The sequence below is a fragment of the Arthrobacter sp. Soil761 genome, from assembly GCF_001428325.1.
In the GTDB taxonomy this organism is placed as follows: domain Bacteria; phylum Actinomycetota; class Actinomycetes; order Actinomycetales; family Micrococcaceae; genus Arthrobacter.
In genome coordinates, this window is record NZ_LMSF01000012.1 from 109801 (window position 1) to 131350 (window position 21550).

21 protein-coding genes and 1 pseudogene are annotated in these 21550 nt (G+C 67.7%); 17 read left to right on the top strand and 5 right to left on the bottom strand.

Annotated features, from left to right (window positions below; translation table 11 throughout):
- The first annotated feature begins 55 nt into the window (after positions 1–55).
- From ASG79_RS08635 to ASG79_RS23835, 6 genes and pseudogenes are all read left to right on the top strand, one after another.
- A pseudogene (locus ASG79_RS08635) lies at positions 56–962 on the top strand (5'-3' exonuclease).
- Between the two features lie 210 nt (positions 963–1172).
- Positions 1173–1688, top strand: coding sequence for a flavin reductase family protein (locus tag ASG79_RS08640; protein ID WP_018770991.1), 516 nt, complete (start codon positions 1173–1175; stop codon positions 1686–1688).
- A gap of 137 nt (positions 1689–1825) precedes the next feature.
- A complete protein-coding gene (locus ASG79_RS08645) occupies positions 1826–2128 on the top strand; it encodes a hypothetical protein (RefSeq protein ID WP_056390189.1) in 303 nt (100 codons plus the stop codon).
- Positions 2118–2726, top strand: a complete 609-nt coding sequence (locus tag ASG79_RS08650; RefSeq protein ID WP_056390191.1) for a hypothetical protein — start codon at positions 2118–2120, stop codon at positions 2724–2726. Before ASG79_RS08645 ends, ASG79_RS08650 begins: the two co-directional genes overlap by 11 nt.
- A gap of 42 nt (positions 2727–2768) precedes the next feature.
- Complete coding sequence (gene hrpB, locus ASG79_RS08655) at positions 2769–5390, top strand: ATP-dependent helicase HrpB (RefSeq protein WP_056390194.1); 2622 nt, start codon at positions 2769–2771, stop codon at positions 5388–5390.
- A 150-nt stretch (positions 5391–5540) separates the two neighbouring features.
- Complete coding sequence (locus tag ASG79_RS23835; protein WP_186447710.1) at positions 5541–5687, top strand: hypothetical protein; 147 nt, start codon at positions 5541–5543, stop codon at positions 5685–5687.
- Positions 5688–5692: 5 nt separating this feature from the next.
- Here the strand turns inward: ASG79_RS23835 and ASG79_RS08660 are convergent, their stop codons facing one another.
- The gene (locus ASG79_RS08660) at positions 5693–6370 is read right to left on the bottom strand and encodes an alpha/beta family hydrolase (protein ID WP_056390198.1); all 678 of its coding nucleotides are present in this window, start codon (positions 6368–6370) and stop codon (positions 5693–5695) included.
- A 67-nt stretch (positions 6371–6437) separates the two neighbouring features.
- On the opposite strand from ASG79_RS08660, the gene ligD reads away from it, so the two are divergent.
- Positions 6438–7475 carry a non-homologous end-joining DNA ligase gene (gene ligD, locus ASG79_RS08665; RefSeq protein WP_056390805.1) on the top strand — a complete coding sequence of 346 codons (1038 nt, stop codon included), beginning with the start codon at positions 6438–6440 and terminating at the stop codon, positions 7473–7475.
- Positions 7476–7598: 123 nt separating this feature from the next.
- Here the strand turns inward: ligD and ASG79_RS08670 are convergent, their stop codons facing one another.
- Positions 7599–8219, bottom strand: coding sequence for an L-threonylcarbamoyladenylate synthase (locus tag ASG79_RS08670; RefSeq protein WP_018770984.1), 621 nt, complete (start codon positions 8217–8219; stop codon positions 7599–7601).
- Positions 8220–8431: 212 nt separating this feature from the next.
- Here ASG79_RS08670 and ASG79_RS08675 point away from each other — a divergent pair, with 212 nt between their 5' ends.
- The 6 genes from ASG79_RS08675 to ASG79_RS08700 all read left to right on the top strand — a co-directional run bounded on the left by ASG79_RS08675 (position 8432) and on the right by ASG79_RS08700 (position 12461).
- Positions 8432–8863, top strand: a complete 432-nt coding sequence (locus ASG79_RS08675) for a VOC family protein (RefSeq protein ID WP_018770983.1) — start codon at positions 8432–8434, stop codon at positions 8861–8863.
- A 99-nt stretch (positions 8864–8962) separates the two neighbouring features.
- Positions 8963–9667, top strand: coding sequence for a hypothetical protein (locus tag ASG79_RS08680; RefSeq protein WP_056390200.1), 705 nt, complete (start codon positions 8963–8965; stop codon positions 9665–9667).
- Between the two features lie 18 nt (positions 9668–9685).
- Positions 9686–10192 (top strand): HAD domain-containing protein, encoded by a 507-nt coding sequence (locus ASG79_RS08685; RefSeq protein WP_056390203.1) that lies wholly within the window; start codon positions 9686–9688, stop codon positions 10190–10192.
- A gap of 153 nt (positions 10193–10345) precedes the next feature.
- The gene (locus ASG79_RS08690; protein WP_018770980.1) at positions 10346–11593 is read left to right on the top strand and encodes an inorganic phosphate transporter; all 1248 of its coding nucleotides are present in this window, start codon (positions 10346–10348) and stop codon (positions 11591–11593) included.
- A complete protein-coding gene (locus tag ASG79_RS08695) occupies positions 11590–11811 on the top strand; it encodes a hypothetical protein (RefSeq protein WP_056390206.1) in 222 nt (73 codons plus the stop codon). The genes ASG79_RS08690 and ASG79_RS08695 overlap by 4 nt, the downstream gene beginning before the upstream one ends.
- An 89-nt stretch (positions 11812–11900) precedes the next feature.
- Positions 11901–12461, top strand: coding sequence for a dihydrofolate reductase family protein (locus ASG79_RS08700; RefSeq protein WP_056390209.1), 561 nt, complete (start codon positions 11901–11903; stop codon positions 12459–12461).
- Between the two features lie 10 nt (positions 12462–12471).
- Here ASG79_RS08700 and ASG79_RS08705 read toward each other — a convergent pair whose 3' ends face one another.
- Positions 12472–12936: a hotdog fold thioesterase gene (locus ASG79_RS08705; protein ID WP_026266023.1), complete on the bottom strand. Its 465-nt coding sequence runs from the start codon at positions 12934–12936 to the stop codon at positions 12472–12474.
- Positions 12937–13153: 217 nt separating this feature from the next.
- Between ASG79_RS08705 and polA the strand changes: the two genes are divergently transcribed.
- The 3 genes from polA (at position 13154) to rpsA (ending at position 18898) form a co-directional block, all read left to right on the top strand.
- On the top strand, positions 13154–15796 hold the full coding sequence (gene polA, locus ASG79_RS08710) for a DNA polymerase I (RefSeq protein ID WP_056390808.1): 2643 nt from the start codon (positions 13154–13156) through the stop codon (positions 15794–15796).
- Between the two features lie 50 nt (positions 15797–15846).
- Complete coding sequence (locus tag ASG79_RS08715; RefSeq protein WP_200953157.1) at positions 15847–17145, top strand: GNAT family N-acetyltransferase; 1299 nt, start codon at positions 15847–15849, stop codon at positions 17143–17145.
- 277 nt (positions 17146–17422) lie between these two features.
- The gene (gene rpsA / locus ASG79_RS08720; protein ID WP_018770974.1) at positions 17423–18898 is read left to right on the top strand and encodes a 30S ribosomal protein S1; all 1476 of its coding nucleotides are present in this window, start codon (positions 17423–17425) and stop codon (positions 18896–18898) included.
- 126 nt (positions 18899–19024) lie between these two features.
- On the opposite strand, the gene ASG79_RS08725 is transcribed toward rpsA, so the two are convergent.
- Together ASG79_RS08725 and ASG79_RS08730 are read right to left on the bottom strand one after the other, a co-directional pair.
- Entirely contained in the window at positions 19025–19525 is a 501-nt protein-coding gene (locus ASG79_RS08725; RefSeq protein WP_056390211.1) for a GNAT family N-acetyltransferase, read from the bottom strand.
- The gene (locus ASG79_RS08730) at positions 19509–20198 is read right to left on the bottom strand and encodes an IMPACT family protein (protein ID WP_056390214.1); all 690 of its coding nucleotides are present in this window, start codon (positions 20196–20198) and stop codon (positions 19509–19511) included. The genes ASG79_RS08725 and ASG79_RS08730 overlap by 17 nt, the downstream gene beginning before the upstream one ends.
- 88 nt (positions 20199–20286) lie before the next feature.
- Between ASG79_RS08730 and coaE the strand changes: the two genes are divergently transcribed.
- Positions 20287–21501: a dephospho-CoA kinase gene (coaE, locus tag ASG79_RS08735; protein WP_056390216.1), complete on the top strand. Its 1215-nt coding sequence runs from the start codon at positions 20287–20289 to the stop codon at positions 21499–21501.
- The last annotated feature ends 49 nt before the right edge of the window (positions 21502–21550 follow it).

The window sequence follows — 21550 nt, forward strand, 5'->3', positions numbered from 1 at the left end:
CGGCAACAGCCAGCGGCTGCTGCCCAGGCGGCCGATTCCGTGTCAGGATCAAGGTATGCCCCGGCGACTCATGCTGCTCGATACTGCCTCCCTGTACTTCCGCGCCTTTTACGGCCTGCCGGACAGCATCCGCCGCCCGGACGGAACGCCGGTCAACGCGGTCCGCGGGTTGCTGGACATGATCGCCAGGCTCAGCACCGAGTATCACGCCACCCACCTCGTGGCCTGCTGGGACGACGACTGGCGGCCGCAGTGGCGGGTGGACCTGATCCCCACCTACAAGGCCCACCGGGTGGCCGAGGCAGTTTCCGGCGGCGCCGACATCGAGGTGGTTCCGGAGGGCCTCCAGGCGCAGCTGCCGATGATCCGCCGCGTGCTGGAGCTGGCCGGCATCGCCATTGTGGGCGCGGCACACCACGAGGCCGACGACGTCGTTGGCACCTATGCGAGCCATGCCGGCTTCCCGGTGGACGTGGTCACGGGTGACCGCGACCTCTTCCAGGTGTGCGACGACGAACGGGCTGTCCGGGTGATTTACACCGCCCGCGGCATGAAGAACCTCGAAGTCATCACGGAAGAAACCGTGGTGGCCAAATACAAGGTGCTGCCCCAGCAGTATGCCGACTACGCCACACTCCGCGGAGACGCCTCCGACGGCCTGCCCGGAGTGGCGGGCATCGGCGAGAAGACGGCAGCGTCGCTGCTGCTGAAGTACGGAACCCTCGAAGGGTTGCTGGCGGCTGCTGACGAGCCGGGCACGGGCGTGTCGGCACCTGTCCGGGCCAAGCTCTCCGCTGCCTCCGCGTACCTGGAAGTAGCCCCTGCCGTCGTACGCCTGGTGGGGCGCCCGCCTGCAGCCCGTCACGGGCGACCGGCGCGCGGAACTGGAGCAGCTGGGCGTCGAGTGGAACCTGGGCGGCTCGGTCCGCCGGCTGCTGGCCGCGCTGGACCTGCGGCCTTAACCGGGGCCGTCCCGACCGGCCAGTGCTGGTTACGTCCTTCTGTTGCGTCAAACAACGACACGTCAGCGTCCCTGAAGCCACGCGCCGATGACGCCGGAAGTACGGGCATGACAATTCGTTTCGCCGCGGGTCGGTGCGTTTCAGGCGGCTTGAATGAGCCGATTTGCTGATGGTTTGGTGAGGTAACGATCCAGATGAGAGGCCATTTCCATGACAGTCACTTCAGATCTTGCTCCGCGCCGGCTCCGGGACATTTTCGGCACGTTTGCCAGCGGCCTGACCATCATTACGGGTTCCACCCCCGATGGGCCCACCGGGTTCACCTGCCAGTCCTTCGCATCCCTTTCGTTGGAGCCGGCGCTGGTCACCTTCAGCCCGGCGCGGACATCGACCACCTGGCCTGCACTGAGAAGGGCCGGGTCCTTCACCATCAACATCCTTCCGGCCGAACACCAGCACCTCGCGGGCCAGTTCGCGCGCTCGGGGACGGACAAGTTCGCCGGCGTCAGCCACGCATCCTCGCCCCTGGGGAACCCGGTGCTGGATGACGCGCTCGCCTGGCTGGACTGCGAACTCCATGCAGAATACGACGGCGGCGACCACACCATTGCGGTGGCTGCCGTGCGGCACCTCAGTGCCCGGAACGACGCCGAACCCCTGCTGTTCTTCAAGGGCCGGTATGCAGGACTCGCCCCTGCGGAGCGCCTGCTCGAAGCGGCCGGCTGACTGGCGCGCCCAATCCACCGGGCATTGCCGATGCCCCGGGACCCCGCCTCCCTGCCCTTGCTTTAGCTCCATCCAGTAGTAAGCTTGCTGAGCATTACTAGTAAGCTTGCTGATTAAATGGGATGGGAGCAGGAGCTATGGGCGCAATTTTCGGTACGGCCCTGTCACTGGTGCTGACCGTTGGCGGTGCGGCGGTGGCGGCAGAACGCGGCCCGGGAGCCGCGCAGCACTATCTGGCCGGGCACGTGCTCCTCGGAGTGGGGATCGGCCTGTTGTTCGCCACCGGACTGCGCATCGGCATCCGGCATCTCCTGGCCCGGCCAGGATCCCAGCGGCGGAGCGCTCCCGTGGCACCCCCGGCAGCGGAGCTCGCCTCCGTGACTGTACTCCCCGTCCGGACCGCCTCCGCAGTCCCGCTGCGGGGCAGGCATGCCGCTTGAGGCGCAGGCACCGGCGGACCCGGTGCTGACTCCTGAGCAACGCGCCCCGCATCCCGCACCCCGGCGTCGCCGCGGAGTCCGTGCCCTGATGCTCCTGTGCTGCGCCGTCGTTGCGGCGGCGCTGGTTGCCGGCGCCTCCGGCATCCGTTCCGGGGATGCAGACGAAAACGTCCTGCGCGGTTTCCAGATCCGGGTGCTGAGTATCAGCCAGGCCGCCGCCGAGAACAGGATGGATGGGGCGCTGGCTGCCCTGCAGGCCCTCGAGAAGGACCTGGGCGATGCGGCAGCAAATGGCCGGCTTTCGGCATCGCGGTACCGGAGCATCGAGAATGCACTGTCGGTGGTCCGGACAGATCTCGCCACGCAGGTGGCAGCAGCGTCCGCGGCAGCATCCCCTGACACAGCGCCCGGCGCCGTTTCGGCAGACCCTGCCCTTGCCGGCACCGGGCAGAACCAAGCCGCTCCCGTGGAACCCGCCGTTCCGGCCGTCGCTCCGGCGCCGGTCCCGGCAGACTCCGCTCCGCAGGCCCCCGGGCCGGAGCATCAGGACACCGCGAAGGAAGCCAAAGGCAAGGGCAAAGGCCAGGGCAAGCCCTGACCGCAGCGGCAAACAGCTCCCCGGCCAAGGGAGAATGGATGGATGAATCCTTCTGAGGGCCGCCCCGCCGCCGACGCCTTCGACCTCCGCGCGATCGGTGCCGGACTCGCCTTCGAAGGATCCCTTTCCGCTTTGCGGGAGGCACTGGGAAGTGATGGTATCCCGGGTGCCGCCGTTGTGCAGGCACCCCCGGGAACGGGAAAAACCACCCTCGTACCGCCCCTGCTGGCGAACCTCCACGGCCGGCGGGGCCGCGTTGTCGTCACCCAGCCGCGGCGGGTTGCCGCCCGTGCCGCCGCCCGGCGCCTTTCTGCGCTCGACCGCAGCCGGATGGCCGGCCGCGTGGGCTACACCGTCCGCGGGGAACGCCAGGCGGGCCCGGACACCCTGATTGAGTTCGTCACCCCGGGCATCCTGTTGCGACGCCTGCTGGCAGATCCCGGGCTGGAGGGCACTGCCGCCGTCGTCCTGGATGAAGTGCACGAGCGGGGACTGGAAACAGACCTCCTGGTCGGCATGCTCGCTGAGGTCCGTGCGCTGCGCGGCGACCTCGCCGTCGTCGCCATGTCCGCAACCCTGGACGCGCCCCGGTTCGCAGCCCTGCTGGGGGATGACGAGGGCGCCGGGCCCGCACCCGTCGTCGACTGCCCCTCCGTCAACCATCCACTGGACGTGCAGTGGCTCCCGGCGCCCGCCGCCCGGCTGGACGCGAGGGGAGTGGCGCGCACCTTCCTGGATTATGTGGCTACGGCAGCCGCGGACGCCCATGAACGTGCCGTTGCGGCCGACGGGTCCGTGGACGCGCTCGTGTTCCTGCCCGGGGCCAGGGAGGTCTCGCACGTTGCAGCGGTCCTGCGCAGCCGGCTGGGCAGCAGTGTTGACGTGCTGGAACTTCACGGCCAGGTGGGGACAGCCGAGCAGGACAGGGCAGTGGCGGGGCGTGCTCCCGGGGACCTCCCGCGGATCATCGTCTCGACCGATCTTGCCGAGTCCTCCCTGACAGTGCCCGGCGTCCGGCTGGTCATAGACTCCGGACTGGCCCGGGAACCGCGGCGGGACGCAGGCCGCGGCATGAGCGGGCTGGTTACCGTGTCCTGTTCCAGGGCGTCAGCCGACCAGCGGGCCGGGCGTGCCGCACGGCAAGGCCCGGGGACAGTGGTCCGCTGCTACTCGCAGCACGCATATGGTGCCGCTCCCGCCCACGTGACGCCGGAAATCAAGGTGGCGGACCTGACCGGCGCCGCCCTGACCCTTGCCTGCTGGGGCGCGCCCCGGGGGAAGGGGATTGCCTTGCCGGACGCACCGCCCGGCCAGGCAATGGATGACGCCGTTGAGGTGCTCCGGGAGTTGGGCGCAGTGTCCGGTGACGGCCACGTGACTGCAACGGGCCGCGCCCTTGCCGGCATCCCCGCCGATCCACGGCTTGCCCGGGCATTGCTCGACGGCGGCACCTCCACCGGACACCGGTTCGCCGCCGGGGTGGTAGCCGCGCTCTCCGGGGACCACCGCGCACCCGGAGCGGACCTGACCCGCCTGCTGGCCCAGCTCAAAGCCGACACAGGCCCGGCCGGAAGGCGCTGGGCGGACGAGTCCAGGCGGCTGGGCGCCCTGGCGGGTCGGCAACAGGACGGCGCCACGGCCCCTCCCGCCATCCCTGCCGCTGGAAACGAAGCTGCGGGCGCCGTCGTCGCGCTTGCCTTTCCCGACCGCGTGGCCCGCCGCGTGCCCGGCAGCGACGGCGCCGGACAGTACCTGCTGACGTCCGGGACCAGGGCAGGGCTGCCGGCAGGCAGCACGTTGTCAGGCCACGAGTGGCTGGCCGTGGCCGACGTGTCCCGCGCCAAGGGAAGGGACGCGGCCGGTACGGGCGCCGTGATCCGCGCCGCAGCCCCCATCACCCTTGGCATTGCCGAAGCGGCGGCGTCCCACCTGCTGTCCGACAGTGTGGACGCGGAATTCAGCGGCGGCCGGCTGAGCGCGCGCAGGACCAGGCGGCTGGGAGCGGTCGTACTCTCCGCAACCCCCGTGCGCCCCACCGCCGAACAGGGCAGGAGGGCCGTGCAAGCCGCGCTGCGGTCAAGCGGCCTTGCCGCCCTGTCGTGGTCGACGGCGGCGGCCTCCTTGCGGCGCCGCCTCGCCTTCCTGCACCGCGAGGTGGGGGCGCCGTGGCCTGATGTGTCGGACGGGGCGTTGCTTGGGCGGCTGGAAGAGTGGCTGGGGCCCGAGCTGGAAGACCTGGCGGCCGGGAAACCGGTCACCTCAATCGACCTGGCCCACCCCCTGCGCCGGCTGCTGCCCTGGCCCGAAGCGGCCCGGCTGGACGAGCTTGCGCCGGAAAACCTGGAGGTCCCCAGCGGCTCCCGCGTCAGGATCGACTACCCGGAACCAGGTGGGGACTCCGCCGCGCCCGTGGTGGCGGTGAAACTGCAGGAGTGTTTCGGGCTGGTTGAATCCCCGCGCCTGGCGGGCGGCCGTGTCCCGGTCCTGTTCCACCTGCTGTCACCGGCCCGCAGGCCGCTGGCGGTCACCGGCGACCTCACATCGTTCTGGTCCGGCCCGTATACCCAGGTGCGCGCCGAAATGCGGGGCCGCTACCCCAGGCATCCCTGGCCGGAGGACCCCTGGTCGGCTCCCGCCACGGCACGGACCAACAAGCGGAACTGAAACCACGTCCGATTCTTTCCGGCCGGGGAAGGCTGCGTGAGAACTCCGATACACAGCCGAAACGTCGCGTCGACGTGCTGAAACATGCCTTCCCTACGCTCTTAAGTACGCGGACAACGTGGTCCGCATTCCCCTACGGAAGGACACACCATGTTTCTCTTGAACAGCCTCAACCTCCTGCTGGACGGCCGACGCAGTGAGGCCAGCGGGTCCCGCAACACCGACACCGGCACGTTCCCGGAAGGCCGGCTCACCTCCGCCGCCTGGGAAGGCTGGTGGCACGAGGACGCTGCCTAGCAGCGTCAGCCGTGCCCGGCGATGAACTCCGCCACCGGAAGCGCCAGCGACGCACCCACCTCATCGGCGGGGCGCTTGTTTCCCGCCACGGCAAAGGAGTGGTCACCGCCCTCCACCCACTGCAGGACCGCGTTGGATCCGATCCGGGCCACGACGCCCGCCAGGATGTCGGGCGTGGCAAACGTGTCGCGCGTTCCCTGCAGGAACAGCATCGGCGCCGTGATCCCGTACAGGTGCTCATCCCGGAGTTTCTCCGGCTTGCCGGGGGCATGCAGCGGGTAGCCGAGGTACACCAGGCCTGTGGCCTCCATGCCGTCGGCAACGGCCATGGACGCCATCCTGCCGCCGAACGACTTGCCCGCCGCCCAGACGGGGCCGCTGCCGCCGTTGGCCTCCGCCTGGGCGCGGGCTGTGTCCATGGCGGCCCGCCAGGCGGCGATGGCAGCCGGAGGGCGGTCTGGGAACTTCCGCCCTGCCTCCAGGTACGGGAAATTGAAGCGCAGGGTGGCCAGGCCCAGCCCGTTCAGGGCGTCGCTGAAGCCGCGGAGGAACGGATGGTCCTTGCCGGCACCGGCACCATGCGCCACCACCACAGTGGCGGTGGGCTTCCCGGGACGGGCGTAGACGGCGGAAAACGAGGCGTCACCGACGGCGACCATGAGCTGCTGATCGGATGAGGGCATGGCTCCATCATGCCGGAGGCCGGCGGATATGCCGGTGTCTGCCGGCGGCCGGGTGTACGTTGTCCCCATGGCGAGCGAACAGACCACCATCACTGTCCCGGGTCCCAACGGCGGGCGCGAAATGCGCATCTCCAGCCCCAGCCGCGTCCTCTGGCCGGACCTGGGCCTGACCAAGCTGGACCTCGCCAGGTACATCTGCGACGTGGGGGAGGCATTCATCGCCGCCAACGGGGACCGGCCCGTGTCCCTCCAGCGGTACTCGGACAACATCGAAGGCGAGATGTTCTTCTCAAAGAACCCGCCAAAAGGCACGCCGGACTTCATCAGGTCCGTCAAGGTGGTGTATCCGAGCGCCAGGTCCCACCCCCAGCTGGTCCTTGACGAACCGGCAGCTGCCGTCTGGGCCGTACAGATGAACACCGTGGTCTTCCACCCCTGGCCCTCCCGGGCGGAGAACACGGACAACCCGGACCAGCTGCGGATCGACCTTGACCCGCAGCCGGGCACGGACTTCGACGACGCCGTTCCCGCCGCCTTGGTGCTGAAGGACGTCCTCGCCGAGGCAGGCCTCACCTGCTTCATCAAAACGTCCGGCAACCGCGGGCTGCACGTTTACGCACCCGTCGAACCAACACGGGAATTCCTGGACGTCCGGCACGCGGTCATCGCCGCTGCCCGGGAAGTGGAGCGCCGGATCCCGGACAAAGTAACCACGGCGTGGTGGAAGGAAGAACGCGGCCAACGGGTGTTCCTGGACTTCAACCAGGCCAACCGCGACCGCACCATCGCCGGCGCCTACAGCCCGCGGGCCCTGCCGCACGCCCCCGTGTCCTGCCCCATCACCTGGGAGGAACTGGAACACGCGGATCCAAAGAACTTCACCATCCTCACGGTTCCGGAACGGTTGAAGACGGTGGGAGACCCCTGGGCTGGCTTCAACGCCAAGCCCGGGACCATCGACACGCTGCTGGAATGGTGGGACCGCGACTGCAAAGCCGGCCTGGGGGAGATGCCCTTCCCGCCGGACTACCCCAAGATGCCGGGCGAACCGCCCCGGGTCCAGCCCAGCCGGGCGAAAAAGCAGACTGACGCCAACAGCGACTGACCCGCGCCCTCCAAAACGGGGCACTTTGGCACGGACACGGCGGCCGCCGTCGGAAATTACGACGGCGGCGCCGCCAAAGTGCCCCGGGACCGCAGGTGCGGCCCGGGTTACTTCGAAGCAGGTTTATTCGAAGCGGGACGGGTCGCCCATGCCACGCCGGACCACCTCGGCCAGCCCGCTGGAGAAATCAATCACGGTGGTGGGCTCTGCGCCGCAGTCCCCGGCGTCGATCACGGCATCCACCTGGTGGTCCAGCCGCTCCTTGATTTCCCAGCCCACGGTCAGCGGCTCTTCCTCGTCCGGCAGCAGCAGCGTGCTGGACAGCAGCGGCTCGCCCAGTTCGGCGAGCAGCGCCTGGACCACGCGGTTGTCCGGAATCCGCACGCCCACCGTCTTCTTCTTGGGGTGGAGCAGGCGCTTGGGAACCTCCTTGGTGGCGGGCAGGATGAAGGTGTAGCTGCCCGGGGTAACGGACTTGATGCTGCGGAACACGTCGTTGCCGATGTTCACAAACTGGCCCAGCTGCGCGAAATCGCGGCAGACCAGCGTGAAGTGGTGCTTGTCGTCCAGGTGCCGGATGCTCCTGATCCGGTCCAGCGCCTCCCGGTTGCCCATCTGCGCCCCCAGCGCGTAGCAGGAATCCGTGGGGTAGGCGATCAGGCCGCCGTCGCGGATTATGTTCACTGCCTGCGCGATGGCGCGCGGCTGGGGGTCCTGGGGATGCACATCAAAGAATCGGGCCATGCCCCGAGCCTACGTTCCCGCGGCCCGCGCCGCACCCTTTCCTGCGGGATATGCCTCGACACGGAAACAGTTTCGTCCCCTGACATTCAAACCCCGGAACACGGGATGAACAGGGGAGACTTCCCCTACCGGGTGGCGGCCGGATAGGGCAGGATGTTGTCTGCCCGCGTTCCGGCCGAAGCAGTTCCGGCCCCTGTGAAGGAGAACCTGCCATGCCAACAATCCTCAATCCCTACATAAGTTTCCGGGACAATGCCCGTGAGGCACTGAACTTCTACCAGCAGGTGTTCGGCGGCGAGCTGACACTCAGCACTTTTGGTGACTTCCAGGCCAGCGAGGATCCTGCGGAAGCGGAAAAGATCATGCACGGCATGCTGATCACCACCCAGGGCCTGGTCCTCATGGGCGCTGATACCCCCAACAGCATGGAGTACCACCCGGGTTCCGCCATCTCCATCTCGCTCAGCGGCGATGATGAAGTGGAGCTTCGCGGCTACTACGAGCAGCTCAGCGGCGATGGCGGCGCGGTGACAGTCCCCATGGAAAAGTCGCCGTGGGGTGACATCTTCGGCATGTGCACCGACCGGTACGGAGTCGCCTGGCTGGTCAACGTCAACGCATCGCAGGCCACGCCGGCACCCTGAGGACCCTGAGGACGTGGAGGGGGGAGGGCCGGCCGGCCAGCCTGCATGGATCTGCCCCTGCGCCTTGAGGCCGGGCCCCCGGGCTGGGAGGATTGATGCGTGAGGCCCCTCATGGAGTTCCTGTACGACAAGTGGTGGATGGTGTTTCCACTGATGGCGGTGGCCGGCCGTTGGGCAGGCGGCTGGCGGCGTGCCGGCGAGCGCCGGTACCGGCGCCGGGTTGAACTGTACAAACTCCAGAACCAGGACAAACTCCAGAACCAGGCACGCGAAGCTGCCAGGGCGTCGGTGGCCGACGTGAAGTCGCTCATGGCCACCCACGATGCCACCAACCGGCGATGGCTTGACTATGAGCTCGACGTGGGCAAGCTCATTGACTTTCCCCTCATGACGGACGTCCGGGAACCCCTCACGGTCGCCTTCCTGCGCGCCAAACGCGAAGCCGACGGCCTGCGGCCACCCTCTGCCGAAGACCTGACATCAGTGGCCGGCCTTGACGCCTACCGGCAGGCCGTGAACAACTTCGCGGTGGCCCTGGATGTGGCCGAGCGCGAAGCCATACGGATCAGGGACAGCAAGTTCAGCGGCCCCGAACGCGAACGGCTTGCCGTGGCACGGAAACTGCTCATGATTGCCGAGAACCATGCGGCTACCCCGGCCGAACGGCAGTCTGCCTACAAGCGGGCCCGGCGTGAGCTGGACGGGCTCATCGTCCTGCCGGACGTCACAGTGGCGGCCCTTGAGGGCAGAATCGCGCCGCCGCTGGATGCAGGTCCCAGGCCGCCGCAGTTCCACCAGGGCTGAAGCCCCTGCAGGTGCAGCGTGCGGCGGACGCTTTATTTGGATGTCGACGGCGTGGTCTGCCCGTTCGGCCCGGAGGGAACCACCGGCTGGGGGTCCGCCTGGCAGCGCGCCGACGCTGGGCTGTTGCCCGTCACCTTCGCCGCAGAACTCGTATCGGGGCTCAACTCCCTGGCCATGACGCCCGGGCTGCGTTGTGTCTGGCTTACCAGCTGGGAGGAGCTGGCGCCCCAATACCTGTGTCCCGCCGTCGGACTTGCGGGCAGCGGCTGGCCATACCTTGCCGCGGACGGGGCAGCAGGCGGGGCCGTCTGGTGGAAGCTCCGGGCCATCCAGGGCGACGTCGAGAAGACCGGACCCGACTCGGTGGCGTGGGTGGATGACCAGCTGGCGTTCGAGGCTGAAGCACAATCATGGGCACGCTTCCTGGGCAGGCGCATCCTCACGGTGTCGCCCCATCCGCGGCAGGGAATCACGCCCGCGGAACTGGACGTGCTCCGCTCTTTCCTGGCCGGGCCCGTGTTTTGACCTCCTGCCCGGTACGCGTACGATCGATAAGGTTTCCCGCCGGTTGTGCCATCGCCGCAAGTCATTCCAAAGCAAACAACTGGTGAACTATGCTGTCCAAGGCAGCCGGGTAAGAGAAACTGCTGAACGTCGACTCTGCAGATTGGGCAACAGGTGGATATCACCTTCATGGTGGCGCTGGTCATCGCACTGGCACTATTTTTCGACTTCACGAACGGCTTCCACGACACCGCGAACGCCATGGCAACGCCCATCGCAACCGGTGCCATCAAGCCCAGGACAGCCGTGGCCCTGGCAGCCGTCCTGAACCTGGTGGGCGCCTTCCTTTCCACCGAGGTGGCCAAGACAGTGTCCGGCGGCATCATCCGCGAAGGGTCCGGCGGCGTCCAGATCACGCCGGAGATCATCTTCGCCGGATTGATGGGGGCCGTCCTGTGGAACATGGTCACATGGCTGAAGGGTTTGCCCTCCAGCTCATCCCACGCACTGTTCGGCGGACTGATCGGCGCGGCCATCGTCGGCGCAGGGTTCAACTCCGTCAACCTTGAGACGCTCCTTCAGAAGGTCATTCTTCCGGCGGTCTTCGCACCGCTGATCGCAGGCCTTGCCGCCTACGTCTGCACGCGCCTTGCCTACGCCCTCACGTCACGCCACGATCCCGAGACGGGCACCAAGCTCACCCAGAAGCGCGGCGGCTTCCGCACGGGGCAGGTCTTCACGTCCAGCCTGGTGGCCCTGGCACACGGAACCAATGACGCCCAGAAGACCATGGGCATCATCACGCTGGTCCTGATCGCCGCCGGAAGCCAGGCGCCCGGGTCCGGTCCCCAGCTTTGGGTGATCGCCGCCTGCGCCCTCGCCATCGCCATCGGTACTTATGCCGGCGGCTGGCGGATCATCCGCACCATGGGTTCCGGCCTGACCGAAGTCAAGCCCGCCCAGGGCTTCGCGGCCGAGACCAGCACTGCGTCCGCCATCCTCGCCTCGTCCCACCTTGGCTTCGCCCTTTCCACCACGCAGGTGGCCTCGGGTTCCGTCATCGGCTCCGGAATGGGACGCCGCGGGACCACCGTCCGCTGGAACATGGTGGGCAAGATCGCGCTGGGATGGCTCTTCACCCTGCCGGCCGCCGGCATCGTCGGTGCCCTGACCGCCCTGCTGGTGAAGACCGGAGTCGTGGGCGTGCTCATTGCCGCGATTGCCGGCAGTGCCGCGGTGCTCTTCATGTTCTTCTACTCACGCAAGTCCTCCGTGAGCCACCAGAACGCCGTCGAGGTGGAGGAAGCCGGCCAGGCTGTCCGGTTCGCCAAGAAGAAGGCCATGGCCCGCGCCCGGGCCGAAGCCAAGGCTAAAGCCAAGGCCGATGCCAAAGCCAACAACCCCAAGGAGAATCGGCGATGAAGTGGTTGGAACTCCTGACCGTTGCCGGCGCCACGCTGGTTGCTGCCGCAACAGTGGTGACCCTTTACTCGCTCGGCGTCCGGCTGACGGCGATCGCAGCTGACGCCGAACAGCCGTCCCCGGCCATGAAGCGCTCGTTCGCTTATGCTTGCTTCGGCCTGTGCGGCCTGGCTGTCCTGGTGGGGCTGTACCTGATCATTCCGTACTTCTCCAAGTAGCCATTCCCGGAAGCTGCTGCCCGGAGAGCCGCAGCCCGGGCATGGCCCGGGCCATTGGCTGGACTGGGCCGCTTGGCTAGGCTGGGGCCATGCCGCGCATCCAATATTTTGTGGCCGCGTCCCTTGATGGCTTCATCGCCACGTCCACCGATGATCTGGACTGGCTCCTGCAGTTCGACGGCTTCGAAGGCGGGGCCGACAGTTACGGCGAGTTCATGTCCGGGGTGGGCTGCATCGTCATGGGCGGGGAAACCTACGCCTGGCTGATGGAGCACGAGCCCGGCAGGTGGCCGTACACGGACACACCCAGCTACGTCTTCACGCACCACGAATACCGTGCCCCGGAGGGCGCAGACATCACGTTCGTCCGCGGGGATGTCCTGGAGTTCATGGCCGACTTCGAGCGCGCGGCCGGGGACAGAAACATCTGGGTAGTGGGCGGCGGCAACCTGGCGGCCGAGTTCGCGGATGCCGGACTGCTGGACGACATCATCCTTTCCGTCATCCCGGTGGTCCTGGGCAGCGGGAAGCGGCTGCTCCCGGTAAAAGGACCGACGCCGCCGCTTGAGCTGGCTGCGTCCCGCACCATGGGCAGGGGGATCGTGGAGCTGCGCTATCTGCTGCCCGGGCGAACGGGCCCGCGGTCCTGACGCACGTACCTCAGCCGGCGTCGTCCCGGAGCATGTTGGTGATCCGTGCCGTTGACAGGCGCCGTCCCTGGGCATCGGTCATGACGATTTCATGGGTGGCAAGCGTGCGCCCCAAATGGATCGCCGTACAGGTGCCCGTCACCATGCCCTTCGCAATGGACCGGTGATGCGTGGCACTGACCTCGATGCCGACGGCATGCCGGCCGGGACCGGCGTGCATCCCTGCGGAGAACGAACCCAGGGTCTCGGCCAGCACCACGTGCGCGCCGCCATGGAGTATGCCTGCCACCTGGGTGTTGCCCTCCACCGGCATGGTGGCAACGGTCCGTTCCGGACTCATCTCCAGGAAATGGATTCCCATTTTGACCACCAGGGCGCCAACGCCAAACCGGCCCAGCCAGCCGTGCATGTGGTCGGGAATGCCGGCGGCCGCCAGCTCCTCCGCGAAAGCGCCCGGCGTGAAATTGTCTGTCATGGCAACTAGGCTGGCACCTGTGAGTGAAACAACCAAACCGGCCCCTTTCCCGTCTTCGGCCATCGCTGAGGAGGCTGCCGCGCAGCTTTCGTCCTCCACGCCCAGGCCTGCTGCAAAGGCCGCCACCCCCGCTGCCGGTGGGTCTGTTTCAGCCACGGAAGCGCCCGTGATTCCCATCACCGACCAGCCCCGGCTGCTGGTCCTTGACGGCCACTCCATGGCGTTCCGCGCCTTCTTCGCCCTGCCCGCGGACAAGTTCTCCACGTCCAACGGCCAGCACACCAACGCCATCCACGGCTTCACCTCCATGCTGATCAACCTCATCAAGGAGCAGCAGCCCACCCACATCGCGGTGGCGTTCGATGTCTCGGACGAATCCACCCACCGGAAGACCGAGTACAGCGACTACAAGGGCGGCCGGAACGAAACCCCCCGCGAGATGAGCGGCCAGATCGACCTCATCGCGCAGGTCATGGAAGCGTGGGGCATCAAGACCATCAAAATGCCCGGCTACGAGGCCGACGACATCCTGGCCACGCTCGCCACCATGGGTGAAAAGGCCGGATTCGAAGTCCTGCTGGTCTCCGGTGACCGGGATGCCTTCCAGCTCATCACGGACAACGTCTTCGTGCTCTACCCGCGGAAGGGCGTCAGCGACATCCCGCGGATGGACGCTGCGGCCATTGAAGCGAAATACTTCGTCAGCCCGTCCCGCTACTCGGACCTTGCCGCCCTGGTGGGGGAGACGGCCGACAACCTGCCGGGCGTGCCCGGCGTCGGGCCCAAGACCGCGGCGAAATGGATCAACCTGTACGGCGGCCTGGAAGGCGTCCTGGAGCACCTTGACTCCATCGGGGGCAAGGTGGGCGACGCCCTGCGGGAGAACGTCGACGCCGTGAAGCGCAACCGCCGGCTGAACCAGCTCCACACCGATCTTGACCTCCCCGTCACCCTGGACGACCTCTACCAGCCGCGCCCCGACCAGGCCGCGATTGAGGACCTCTTCGACCAGTTGGAGTTCAAGGCCATCCGCGGCCGGCTGTTTGCCCTCTACGGCGACGCTGACACTCCCGCCGCCGAACGCGACAGCATCGAAACACCGCACTACACCACGCCTGCCGGTGCCGCCGAACTGGCCGCCTTCCTGGCCGCAGGCGCCGGCCAGCGGACCGCCCTCGCTGTGGACCTCGTGCCCGGCCGCATTGGCGAGGACGCCGCCGCGCTGGCCATCGTGCGCGGCGACGCCGCCGTCTACGTCGACCTCGCCGGCCAGGACGCCGAAACCGAAAATGTACTGGCCGGATGGCTGCGCGACCCCGAAGCACCCAAGGTGATGCACGGCTTCAAGGCCGCGCTCAAGGCACTCACTGCCCGCGGCCTGGAGCTGGAGGGCGTGGTGGACGACACCTCCATCTCGGGCTACCTCATCCAGCCGGACCGCCGCACCTATGAACTCGCCGAACTCGCCCAGCACCACCTCAATGTGGGAATCCCCGCCGCCACGGCCAAGGCCGGGCAGCTGGAACTGTCGTTCGACGGCGACGACACCGCAGCCGCCGACGCCCTGGTCCAGGCCGGCGCCGTCGTGCTGGCCCTGAGCCGCTACTTCGAGGACGAGCTCAAGGAGCGCAAGGCGGAGGAACTGCTGTCCACCCTGGAACTGCCGGTCAGCCGGGTCCTCGCCGACATGGAACTCGCCGGCATCGCCATCGACATGGACAAGATGGATGAACAGCTTGCCGACCTCGCGCGGGTGATCGACCAGGCGCAGGAACAGGCCTTCGCTGCCATCGGCCACGAGGTCAACCTGGGCTCGCCCAAGCAGCTGCAGACCGTCCTGTTCGACGAACTGCAGCTCCCCAAGACCAAGAAGATCAAGTCCGGTTACACCACGGACGCCGCTTCCCTGAAGAACCTCCTGGAAAAGACAGGGCACGAGTTCCTGGTGCAGCTCATGGCGCACCGCGAGGCGGCCAAGCTGCGCCAGATGCTCGAATCGTTGAAGAAGTCCGTGGCGGAGGACGGCCGGATCCACACCACCTACGCCCAGAACGTGGCCGCCACCGGCCGGATCTCGTCCAACAACCCCAACCTGCAGAACATCCCCATCCGCAGCGAGGAAGGCCGGCGCGTCCGTGGCATCTTCGTGGTCAGCGATGGCTACGAATGCCTGTTGTCCGCCGACTACTCCCAGATCGAGATGCGCATCATGGCGCATCTTTCGGGGGATGCGGGCCTGATCCAGGCGTACAGGGACGGCGAGGACCTGCACCGCTTCGTCGGCTCCAACATCTTCCACGTCCCCACGGACCAGGTCACCAGCGCCATGCGCTCCAAGGTGAAGGCCATGTCCTACGGGCTTGCCTATGGTTTGACGTCCTTCGGCCTGTCCAAGCAGCTGGAGATTTCCGTTGATGAGGCACGGACCCTGATGAAGGATTACTTCGACCGCTTCGGCGCCGTCCGCGACTACCTCCGGGGAGTGGTGGACCAGGCCCGGGTTGACGGCTACACCGCCACCATTGAGGGGCGCCGCCGCTACCTGCCGGACCTGACCAGCACCGATCGCCAGCTGCGCGAGAACGCCGAGCGCATCGCGCTCAACAGCCCCATCCAGGGTTCGGCGGCGGACATCATCAAGCGCGCCATGCTGGGTGTCCATGCCGAACTGCAGGCGCAGGGCCTGAAATCGCGGATGCTGCTCCAGGTCCATGACGAACTGGTCCTGGAAGTCGCTGCCGGGGAGCGGGCCGCCGTGGAGAAACTGGTGACCGAGCAGATGGCGGCAGCCGCGGACCTGAGCGTGCCCCTGGAAGTCCAGATCGGTGTCGGACCCAGCTGGTACGACGCCGGGCACTAACGTGTGTTGATGCTGGCCAGGCGCCGGAGGTCTTGGCTAGGCTCGGGTGCGTGGCTGATCTGAGTGGAAACTACGAAATCCGGCGCTTTGGGGCTGTATCCAGGGGCAAAGACGGTTACGCCCAGGCGGAAACCTGGAGCCGCGCCGTATCCTTCGGCTTCCACGAATCCACCCGCACCCCGGAACATGTCGCGAAGACGCTCGAAACGTATGAGGCAGACCGGCGCGTCCTCACCGGCGCCTACCAAACGGGCCCGGTAGCGCCCTCTTCGCTGCCCGCGGACGTGCCGGTGGCCACCTTCGGCACCATGCGCAATACCCTCAACGTAGGCTTCGGGCGCCTGGTGGAAGCCCACCTGGTCACCGCCGTTACCGTCCGCACCTCGCACCGGCGGCGTGGGCTGCTGCGGCGGATGATGAGCGAGGACCTGCAGCTCGCGAAGGACGACGGGGTGGCGGTGGCGGCGCTGACCGCATCAGAGGGAACCATCTATGGCCGGTTCGGCTACGGCGTGGCCAGCTTTGAACGCACTGCCAAGGTGGACACCACTGCGCGGTTCAGCCTGCGGCACCAGGCCACCGGCACCGTGGAGGTCGCCGACCCCAAGGCCCTGCTGCAGCTGGCTCCTGAAGTCTTCGACCAGGTGCACCGGCTGACTCCGGGGTCCGTAGGCCGGCAGGACTGGTATCGGCTGCTCGCGTCGGGCGCGCTCGGCCGCGACGGCAAGGAGGACCCCGCCATCAAGGTGGCGCTCCACTACGGCCCGGGCGGCGACATTGACGGCTACGTTTCCTACAAGTTCCTCGGCTGGGACACCGAGCCCTACACCGTGGAAGTAGTGGACCTGCTGGCCGGCAGCAACGATGCCTACCTGGAACTCTGGCAGTTCCTTGGTGCCATCGATCTGGTGGACCGCGTGTCCTGGACGGAAGCCCCGTTGGACGACCCCCTGGCCTGGGCCCTGGACGATCCCCGCTGCATCGACTCCTCGGACAGCCGGGACATGCTCTGGCTGCGCATCCTCGATGTCCCTAAGGCACTCTCCGGGCGGCATTACCCAGCAGCAGGCCGCCTGGCGCTGAAAGTCCTGGACCCGCTCGGCCTCACGGCTGGAACCTACGCCCTTTCGTCTGACGGCGGCCAGGCCGCCGTCGAGCGCCTGCCGGAAACCGCGGAGGCGGACCTGACCCTCGATGTGTCCGCCCTGTCGTCCATCTACGTCGGCGGGGTCAGTCCGGTTACGCTGGCGGCAGCCGGCAAAATCCGGGAGCACACGGCAGGTTCGGCGTTGACGGCCATGCAGATGTTCGCCGTCGAACGGGCGACGCACTGCCTCACCCACTTCTGAGGTCGGTTGACTGCTTGGGGTCCGGTCCTGGGTGAACGCGCCACCGGCGTACTGCGCCTGCCCGCTTTGACCCGAATTGCGGGCAGCGACTAGAATAAACGGGCGTGTACCACGTGCACGCACTTGCGTCCCCTCGCGGGGCGCATTGAAAGCAATCCACAAAATCAGGATGACCCGGAGGATCCGTCGGATTCACCGCGAATCGCGCCTGCGTTCCATAACGCGGGCGCGCCGGTTTGCCTGACCGACTAACTATCCACAACGGAGCCCCTACTACATGACCATCACCTCCACCGAGAAGCCCGGTACCCCCGTAGTCGCCATTAACGACATCGGTACCGCTGAGGACTTCCTCGCAGCAGTCGACGCGACCATCAAGTACTTCAACGACGGAGACCTCGTCGAAGGTACCGTCGTCAAGGTCGACCGCGACGAAGTCCTGCTCGACATCGGTTACAAGACCGAAGGTGTCATCCCCTCCCGCGAGCTTTCCATCAAGCACGACGTTGACCCCGGAGACGTCGTCTCCGTTGGCGATCAGGTCGAAGCCCTGGTGCTCACCAAGGAAGACAAAGAAGGCCGCCTGATCCTCTCCAAGAAGCGCGCTCAGTACGAGCGTGCCTGGGGCGACATCGAGAAGGTCAAGGAAGAAGACGGTGTCGTCACCGGTACCGTCATCGAGGTTGTCAAGGGTGGTCTTATCCTCGACATCGGCCTGCGCGGCTTCCTGCCCGCATCCCTCGTCGAGATGCGCCGCGTGCGCGACCTGGCTCCGTACATCGGCCAGCAGATCGAAGCCAAGATCATCGAGCTGGACAAGAACCGCAACAACGTGGTCCTGTCCCGCCGTGCATGGCTGGAGCAGACCCAGTCCGAGGTCCGCTCCACCTTCCTCAACAAGCTGGAAAAGGGCCAGGTCCGCCCCGGCGTTGTTTCCTCCATCGTCAACTTCGGTGCCTTCGTGGACCTGGGCGGCGTAGACGGCCTGGTCCACGTTTCCGAGCTGTCCTGGAAGCACATCGACCACCCGTCCGAGGTTGTCGAGGTTGGCCAGGAAGTCACCGTCGAGGTCCTCGAGGTCGACCTGGACCGCGAGCGCGTCTCCCTGTCGCTCAAGGCTACGCAGGAAGACCCGTGGCAGACCTTCGCCCGCACCCACGCCCTGGGCCAGGTCGTCCCGGGTAAGGTCACCAAGCTGGTTCCGTTCGGTGCGTTCGTCCGCGTCGAAGACGGCATCGAAGGCCTGGTCCACATCTCCGAGCTGGCCGTGCGCCACGTGGAGCTGGCCGAGCAGGTTGTCTCCGTTGGCGACGAACTGTTCGTCAAGGTCATCGACATCGACCTGGAACGCCGCCGCATCTCGCTGTCCCTCAAGCAGGCCAACGAGGGCGTCGACGCCGACAGCACCGAATTCGATCCGGCTCTGTACGGCATGGCCGCAGAGTACGACGAAGAGGGCAACTACAAGTACCCCGAGGGCTTCGACCCCGAGTCCAACGAATGGCTCGAAGGCTACGAGACCCAGCGCGCCGCTTGGGAGCAGCAGTACGCTGACGCCCAGGCCCGTTGGGAAGCCCACAAGAAGCAGGTTGCCCAGCACGCTGCCGACGACGCTGCTGCCGCAACGTCCGGTGACGGCGATTCCGGCGCCACCAGCTACTCCTCCGAGCCTGCTGCCACCGACACCGGTGCCGGCACCCTGGCTTCGGACGAGGCACTTGCTGCCCTGCGCGAGAAGCTGACCGGCAACTAATTGCCGCCGGCCCGGATTCCGGGCTGACACAACGGGCCCCCGCGAAAGCGGGGGCCCGTTGTGCTTTAACGCGACAGCTGGCTGGCAGCTGCCCGACAACGCATGGGGCGTTGCGCTCAGCCGGGCCTACAGGTCGACGACGGCGAGGACCGTCCCTTCGCCGTCAGAGGTCAGTGCCGCCCCGGCTGCCGCGAGCAGCCGCTGGGCGCGGTGGTTCCCAGCCAGGGTACGCGCGGTGACGCGCCTCAGGCCGGCCCGGCGGGCCTCCGCAAGGACCAGGTCCAGGGCGGCGGCGCCGATCCCGCGCGAACGGAAGCTCCGGCCAAGCCAGATCCCGGTTTCCGCGGAAGGCACGTCGGCACCAGCGTTCCGTTTGAGGCGCACGGAGCCGGCAATCCGGCTGCCGCTGAAGACGGCCCAGGACTTTTCCGCTGCGGGGCCTCCCAACCCGGCTGCCGCAGCGTGATGGTAGCTGTAGAACCAGGCGGTGCGCTCCAGGTTCCAGCCGGGGCCGCCCAGTGGGGGAGCGACTTCATCCGGGGAGGCGTCGCGCTTGGCCAGCTGGAGCAGCTGGTCCGCTACGGCTTCATCGACGTCCACCAGGGTCACTTCAGGTGATGGCTTCATCCACCCATTCCGTTTCACCGGGCGTGAGCGTGGCAGACCCTGCCGTCAGCTGCAGGACGCGGTCAGTTGCGGCAGCTATGGCGGCTGCGTGGTCCGGCACGGCAATCCGCAGCACCGTGTGCCGGTCCTGGTAGCTGGTCTCCGCCATGACGGCGCCGGTGGCACGCAGGTCGTTCTCCAGCCGCCCTGCGGCGGCGTGCGGTACCGCCGTGGAACAGATCCGCAGCCTGCTGCGGCGGACCAGGGGCGCCAGGTCCAGGGCTGCCGAAACCGACTCGGAGTAGGCCCGGACCAGCCCACCGGCGCCGAGCAGGACGCCGCCGAAATAACGCACGAGGACGGCACTGGTGTCACTGAGGTCGGTCACCCCGGGTGCGGTCTCCCTCTTCAGCAGGGCTTCGAGCATGGGGATGCCTGCAGTCCCGGCAGGTTCGCCGTCGTCGCTGGAGCGCTGGATGGTGCGGTCCGGCCCAAGGACAAACGCCGAGCAATGGTGGCGCGCGTCGTGGAATTCCCGGCGGAGGTCCGCCACCAGGTCACGGGCCGCAGCCTCCGTGCCGGCCCTCCGCAGGACCGTGATGAACCGGGAGCGCTTGATCTCGAGTTCGTGCCGGAAGTCCCGGCCGGCCGCCAGCGTGGTGTAGGTGCCTGACCGGCTGTCTTGCTCTTGCATCCGCCCCAGTCTAGGCCCACCCGCCGGCGGCCTCACCTCCCTGCTTCCAGGCGGCGGACCTGCGGCCGGGGACTAGTAGGCTGGCGGGGTGCTGAAAATCGGGCTGACGGGCGGGATCGCTTCAGGGAAATCGGTGGTGGCCGCGCGGCTGAAGGAACGTGGCGCCGTGCTGGTGGACGCAGATGCGCTGGCACGGGAGGTGGTTGAGCCCGGCACCGAGGGCCTCGAGCGGATTGTGGGGGAGTTCGGCGCGGACATGCTCGACGGCGCCGGGCGGCTGGACCGCGCACGGCTCGGCGGGGCGGTGTTCGGCAACCAGGAGCGCCTGGCTGCGCTGAACGCCATCGTCCACCCCCTGGTACGCGCCCGCGCCGCCGCCATCACGGCAGCGGCGCCGGAAGACGCCATTGTGGTCCAGGACATCCCCCTTCTGGTGGAGACGGGGCAGGGGGCCGCCTTCCACCTGGTGCTGGTGGTGGACGCCCCGGACGAGGTGCGGATGCAACGCATGCAGGAGCAGCGCGGCATGACCGCCGAAGCGGCGCGTGCGCGGATGGCCGCCCAGGCCACCCGGGAGGCACGGCTGGCCGCTGCCGACGTCGTCCTGGACAACTCCGGCACCATCCAGCACCTGCTTGAGCAGGTAGACAGGCTCTGGGACGGGCGGCTGGTGCCGTTTGCGCGCAACCTGGCAGCCGGGACCCGCGCACCGCGGAAGGGGGGACCGGTGCTGGAGCCGCACCGGAAGGAATGGGCACGGCAGGCGGCCCGGATCGCGGCCCGGCTGGAAGCGGCTGCGCCCGGCCTCATCCTGGCCGTGGACCACATCGGCTCCACCTCCATTCCCGGCCTGGCCGCCAAGGACGTCATCGACCTGCAAGTGGTGGTGCCCGACCTGGAAACCGCGGACAGGATCGCACCGCTCCTGGCGGCTGCCGGCTTCCCGGCAGTACGGGGAGCCGAATCGGACACCCCGAAGCCCAACGCCCCTGATCATGCCGAATGGCAGAAGCGGTTCCACGCCAATGCGGACCCGTGCCGGGCCGTGAACGTCCATGTCCGGGCCGCCGGCTCGGCCGGGTGGCGTTACGCGCTGATGTTCCGCGACTGGCTGCGGACTGACCCCTCCGCGGTCCGGCTTTACGAAGCGCACAAGGCGGACCTGGCAGGACGCTTCGCGGACTCCGCCACCACCAGGGCCTACGCGGACGCCAAGGAGCCCTGGTTCACCGACGTTGCCTGGCCGCGCATGTCCGCCTGGGCCGAGGCAACAGGGTGGGTGCCGCCGTCGTACGCGTCCTGAGGCAGGTCCTTGGACGGGCGGCTGTTCGCCTGTAACGGACGGGACCGCC